Raw genomic sequence first — 5,420 nt, forward strand, 5'->3', positions numbered from 1 at the left:
ACCTCTTCGGGGATGGATTCCCAGTGGCAGACACCGGCGAAGTCTGGATTGTGCTTGGCGAGCTTATTAGCCAGCTTTGCCAGGCCTTTCGTTGTAGCGATGCCAACACATACCGGGACGCCGACGTGCCGGCGAACAGCGTCCTTCATGGTGCGTCCTAGCTGGCGTAACTGAACAGGGGTGCCGTTGACGCCCAAGAATGCCTCGTCAATGGAATACACCTCAACCCACGCACTGTACCGGCCCAGTAGCTCCATCACGCGGGAACTCAGATCACCGTACAACTCATAGTTACTCGAAAGCGCCACTAAGCGTTTTCTGCGCGGTATTGCATCAGAGGCGAGATGTTTGAGTTTGAACCATGGCTCCCCCATCGGGATGCCCAGCGCTTTTGCCTCGGCACTGCGAGTGACCACGCAACCATCATTGTTCGACAAAACGACCACGGGCACCCCCTCCAAAGAGGGATTGAAAGCGCGTTCAGCGCTGGCATAAAACGAGTTCACATCAACAAGAGCAATATAGTCACTGCCAGGCATCAACGCCGGACCTGCGGGGTCAGCGGTTCGGATACGCATCAAAGCACCGCCCTAGTTCCGCAAGTCGTGCAGGCAGGTTTCGGCGACGCCCCACACCGTCAGAGAATTAGCGTCCGGAACTTCAATATCCGGGTAGTTGGGGTTCTCCGCATGCAAGACCACTCCCCCAGCCTTCAGGAGAAGACGCTTAACGGTCAGCTCGCCGTCCAAGATCGCAATCACGATAGACCCATCCCGAGGCGTGAGCGCCCGATTGACGATCAACTCATCGCCATCACTGATGCCAGCGCCCTCCATGGAATCCCCCGACACCCTCACCACGAAAGTGCTCGTGACATCCCTAATCAGATGAGTATTGAGATTCAGCGTCCCATCGAAGTAGTCCTGAGCCGGGGACGGATAACCCGCCGCAACCAACACTGGGGCCAGCAAAGGGTGTGCCACAGGGGGCGCAAAGTCTACTAAACAAATATTCGATACATGAGCCATGACACACCAACTACTAGAAATAAAGTTCTACTAATTCAGTGTAGGCCCACCCACCGACAACGACCATGAAAATCAGCATCCAACTCCAGAAGGTAAGCCCGATCCTCGTACTCACCTCCCCAGAGGGCTTGGAGCGACTTTTGTGCCAAGACTTGTACCGTGGTTTATCGGGCAAGAACTCCGTCTGGGCTGCACGACACCAAACACTCCCCAAAGAATCCTGATGACAAGCCTGCCGATCGTGCTGACCTCAGAAGCAACATGCGGGCCCTTGGATTGCCACGGATTACGACAAGGCCTTCAAGGTGAGGTGTGGCATCTAATGTTCTGGGTATCCACAGTTCCACGGGAGCTCTGGTCTCTGGCGCGGTCAGTGGGTTAGTGTTGCCGGCATGGCGGGCTGGGAAATATCACGACACCCCGAATGGGAGATGATGTACGAGGCAGGACTGACCGTGCGCGAAATCGCTGATCGGTGTCACCAAAACCGCAACACCGTCGATCGGCACCTCAAGATCCGCGAGTACTACCTCCCCGGACTGCGTGCCAGACACAAAACAGCCTTCGCAGCTAGAGATCCAGACAGTCCAAGCACAACCTGGCGCCGACGTCTGAAGGAAGCCCAAGACTTCCTAGACGCACATGGCCGACTCCCCCACCACGACGGCGACGCGACCGAAGAATCCCTCCATGCCTGGATCAGCTTCCAACGACGAGCTCACCACCATGGAGCACTATCAACACCCAAACTCGTTCTCCTACGCAGCTTGCCCGGCTGGGAGGCATCTAGCCGGGAACAGAGACTCGATGAACGCTGGCTGTCACGGCTCACCCAGTTCAAGGACTACCTCACAGCCACCGACCAGCTACCCAGATACAAAAACTACGAAACTGAACACGAACACACCCTCGGTGTCTGGCTCCACACCCAGCACCAAAAAAGAGCAGAGAAAACACTCCAACCATGGCGGTACGAAGCACTGAAAGCCACGCACCCTGACTGGCGTAGCCGCACCTAAAAAGTCAATCCGCGTGGTAATAAATGAATTCTTTAAGGGCCGATGTCACCTGAATCCAAGACATCCACCCCATCACCCAAACAAGCGGTATGATTCCCGGCACAGTTCACTTTCGTTGGGCAATGCATTTGTGACACGCCGGAATCCGAGACACGCCGCACGTTTAGTGTGCACCCAGGCTGTCCACAGCCTGTGGACAGCTCGGTTTAAACGTTGAGTTCACGGGCTTTTAATTCTCCTAGGCTGTGGACGAGCGGTGCATAAGAATGACATACTTGTAATACATCATGTAGGGGTCGGTGCTGGAGACTCACACTACATGTAGTATCTGAGGAGTCGGATTCGAAATGCTTTTCGACAAAGAAAAACCCCAGTTGAACCATCTTCGGGGGAAGTAGGAGTCAACCGGGGCCTAGTAATCCTTTGCGGGGATAACAAAAGCTTACATCTTGTATGTCGAACTGGCTTAAGCCGGAGGCGTGTTGGCCCCACACGAGTGGCAGGAGCCATAGCATGACCAAGAAACTCACTCCGGGCACAAAAGCTCCGGCATCAGGCCTCTACGACATCAAGGGTCCGCGTGGTCGCGATACCGGAGTTCAACGGACAGTTGTCAAAGGAGAACCCTTCCCGCCAACACCGGGGCGGGGATTGGCGTATCAGTTGAACACTCCCGCCAATAACGGCGCAGGCCGTGGCGGTAAAAAGTGAGTCGGGAACGCAGCATTGCAGACGGTCCCGAGCACGGAGACCGCGCCTTCTTCGAGGGATCGATTGCAGATCCCAAGGGACATTGGGCAAGGTATGACGAGAACCTGAAAGAGTGGGTTCCCGTCAGGTAGCTACAAAAAGGACCCGCTCATCTTCTGATGGGCGGGCATTTTTGAGACCATCGATAGCTCCACCTGCACGCATCGCAGATGGCCAGCAGTGAGGTAAGGGTGGCTTGTGAATTCGTGGAATATTTCACTTCTTCACAAGCCCTCAGGCTGTCTCACTTCCAGGGCGGCTGCAAAGTCGTTTAGCTGATAGTGATGCCGGCTAGTTTAAGGGCGCGGTCCGGGTAGTTGCGGGCACCTCGAGTGGCTTTGGCGAGGTTAGTTTCTCCTTGTAGCCGGAGAATTGTGATGGCGATGTTTCTTAGAGATGCCATCACGCGTGGTGCTTCACCGTTGCGTACTTGGCTATGGTCTTCCCGAAAAAGAACGTCCCGGCGGTAGTGGAGCCCGTTTTCGATAGCCCAATGACCACGGATCCACGCCCCTATCTCGGCAGGTTTTCCCTGTGACGGTGTCAGCGACGTGACGATGTACACCGTCTCTGTGTGCCACTTCCGTGTTCCCACTGGCCGTGACTTTCGGGTGATCTGAGCGGCTTGGGCTGCGCGGGGAAAGTTGATGCCCTCAGCAATACTCACGCACTTCACGGTCCGCTCAATGTCCCGGCCGTTGGCGGTCTCCACGGTCTTGTTCCCTGCCCTGACTCGTTTCCACGGCAGGTCCGCGCATTGCTTGTGCAGACCAGGCTGGTTTCCCTTCACCGTGAGCACATAGAAGGCTGCCCCGGCCATGAAGATACTCGGCATGCTTACGCTGGGTATGGAGTGCATCCGCCGATACGACCACACCGGTAAGGTCCGTGATTCCGTCCAATAGTGTTGAAAAATAGGGGATCTCGTTCGATTTCTCGGCCACCGATACCTGCCCCAACACGGCACCGGTTCCATGATCAATAGCCGCCATCAGATGTACCCGCGTACCGCCGCCATTCTTGGCACCACGTACTTCCTTGCCATCGATAGCGACCGCGACCAGGGGCGTTGCCCCCTGCGCCCATGCCCCGGCCAAGCGGTCCAGCATGTCAGCATCAAGTCGTTCGAATACCCTCCCCAAAGTGGTGGCGTGTGGGGAGCCGATACCCAAGATAGCCAGCTGGTCCCGCGCCGTGTCAGCGGCCCATTCAGCCATCTCCACTAGCGTCGTTGCCCCCGCCAATATTGAACAGACCATGATCACCAGCAAGTGCGGGAAACGGTGCCTGACCCCGCGTTTCTTCCGAGGATCCGGCAATTCACACAGAGCCGCAAGGACCTTGCCCGGATCAACCTGAACCGCGCCCAGCGGAGCGAATTCGTCAATGAACAAAGCAAAGTGAGAAGATGACATACGAGAACTCCTGGCAATCCAGCGGCTTAGACACCATCTGGCTTAACAGGAGTTCTCATCTTTAAACAGCCACGGCCCCGTTCGTCTCACATGTTAAGACGCCATCCCCTCATAAAAGACTTTGCAGCCACCCTGCGTCCACTGTTTCGATGCGCTCCCTAGCTGCTCCTGCGGCATGGCAGAAGTGGATGTTCGCCGGAGTATGCAAACCGATCCCAGAATGCTGGTGATTATGGACTCTTCTATGACTGTCAAGGGGGCTGACCAGGGTTTGATTGAGAGTCAACAAACCCCGAGGCAGTCCCACCAGACCGCACTCACAGCGGCCTAAAACCCCGAGTCAACTAAATCTTGGGCAGACCCCTTGTGTAACATTCTTCGCCAAGACGCTTTAGTCTCCATTCAGGCACCTGGGAAAAAGCGTGTCTAAGCAACCAAAGCAGCGCCCCCCTGTGGGTGAATGTATGGGTAACTTCTGTATGTGATTTTGAAACTTTCCTTAATATCCAAGCACCTGATTCTTGTGCTGCAAGTCCACTGATTGTGAAACGGACACTGCTGAGTGATGTGTCTTGATACACGAGGGTAACGGGAAATTTTGATCGAACGTACGCTCGGTATTGTTTTCCGGCTATGGCGGCGCTGTCATAATTTTCAATAGAGGTAACGGCCGGATTCCATTCATTTATCCGTGAAACATCACATACTACTGCATGGACCCGATTGATGGGTGCAGCAATCAATTTAGTGTGCTGGTAAAGCATGTTGCTCCCCTGGGATTGGTCGCCCTCCGTGGAACTTGGCAAGTAGGCCTTTCCATAGTCCAGATGAATTTTGTGTTTTTTTCTGGAGCAATAGGTGGTCGGCAAGCTCAATTATTGCTGTATCAGCGAGTGAAATTGGTGATAAACGTACCGCTACATAAAAGTTTTCCATCCCTGGCATCAGGTCGCTGACGGCCACCGGAGGTCGAAGCGCAATTGGAACATGTGACATGCGCGAAACCAAGTCATGCCTGAATCGCTTGGCAAAATCACAGTAGTCGGTCGGCAACCAATCGAGCGCTGGAACCGGAACATCAATGATTGGGGATTTGTTGGCACCCTCTTCTAATGGAGCTGCGCCTATTATCGGCTCTTCAGAATTGAGAGTGTAGAGGGCGCCGTGGTGTGGTGAGTCGAAGTTCGTTGAGTTGCTCCAGAATAAGG

7 protein-coding genes are annotated in these 5,420 nt (G+C 54.9%); 2 read left to right on the forward strand and 5 right to left on the reverse strand.

The window, feature by feature from the left end; genetic code table 11:
- Positions 1 to 578, reverse strand: a 578-nt coding sequence (locus CVS29_RS17980; RefSeq protein ID WP_483952308.1) for a Y-family DNA polymerase, incomplete at its 3' end; no start/stop codon positions are given.
- A 12-nt stretch (positions 579 to 590) separates the two neighbouring features.
- Entirely contained in the window at positions 591 to 983 is a 393-nt protein-coding gene (locus tag CVS29_RS17985; RefSeq protein ID WP_245932082.1) for a LexA family protein, read from the reverse strand.
- A gap of 437 nt (positions 984 to 1,420) precedes the next feature.
- On the opposite strand from CVS29_RS17985, the gene CVS29_RS17990 reads away from it, so the two are divergent.
- Both CVS29_RS17990 and CVS29_RS17995 read left to right on the forward strand, forming a co-directional pair.
- Positions 1,421 to 2,047, forward strand: coding sequence for a helicase associated domain-containing protein (locus CVS29_RS17990; protein ID WP_110107970.1), 627 nt, complete (start codon positions 1,421 to 1,423; stop codon positions 2,045 to 2,047).
- 513 nt (positions 2,048 to 2,560) lie between these two features.
- Positions 2,561 to 2,758, forward strand: coding sequence for a hypothetical protein (locus tag CVS29_RS17995; protein WP_110107971.1), 198 nt, complete (start codon positions 2,561 to 2,563; stop codon positions 2,756 to 2,758).
- A gap of 310 nt (positions 2,759 to 3,068) precedes the next feature.
- On the opposite strand, the gene CVS29_RS19145 is transcribed toward CVS29_RS17995, so the two are convergent.
- From CVS29_RS19145 to CVS29_RS18585, 3 genes are all read right to left on the reverse strand, one after another.
- Positions 3,069 to 3,596 carry an ISAs1 family transposase gene (locus CVS29_RS19145; protein WP_281268054.1) on the reverse strand — a complete coding sequence of 176 codons (528 nt, stop codon included), beginning with the start codon at positions 3,594 to 3,596 and terminating at the stop codon, positions 3,069 to 3,071.
- Positions 3,481 to 4,212 (reverse strand): ISAs1 family transposase, encoded by a 732-nt coding sequence (locus CVS29_RS19150; protein WP_110107973.1) that lies wholly within the window; start codon positions 4,210 to 4,212, stop codon positions 3,481 to 3,483. The genes CVS29_RS19145 and CVS29_RS19150 overlap by 116 nt, the downstream gene beginning before the upstream one ends.
- Before the next feature lie 744 nt (positions 4,213 to 4,956).
- Positions 4,957 to 5,420, reverse strand: a 464-nt coding sequence (locus CVS29_RS18585) for a hypothetical protein (protein WP_170121053.1), incomplete at its 5' end; no start/stop codon positions are given.

Origin of the sequence: Arthrobacter psychrochitiniphilus, assembly GCF_003185915.1 — a bacterium.
GTDB lineage: Bacteria > Actinomycetota > Actinomycetes > Actinomycetales > Micrococcaceae > Specibacter > Specibacter psychrochitiniphilus.

Coding starts and splice junctions, on each gene's coding strand:
- CVS29_RS17990 (WP_110107970.1), top strand. CDS start 1,421: ATGGCGGGCTGGGAAATATCACGACACCCCGAATGGGAGATGATGTAC.
- CVS29_RS17995 (WP_110107971.1), top strand. CDS start 2,561: ATGACCAAGAAACTCACTCCGGGCACAAAAGCTCCGGCATCAGGCCTC.
- CVS29_RS19150 (WP_110107973.1), bottom strand. CDS start 4,212: ATGTCATCTTCTCACTTTGCTTTGTTCATTGACGAATTCGCTCCGCTG.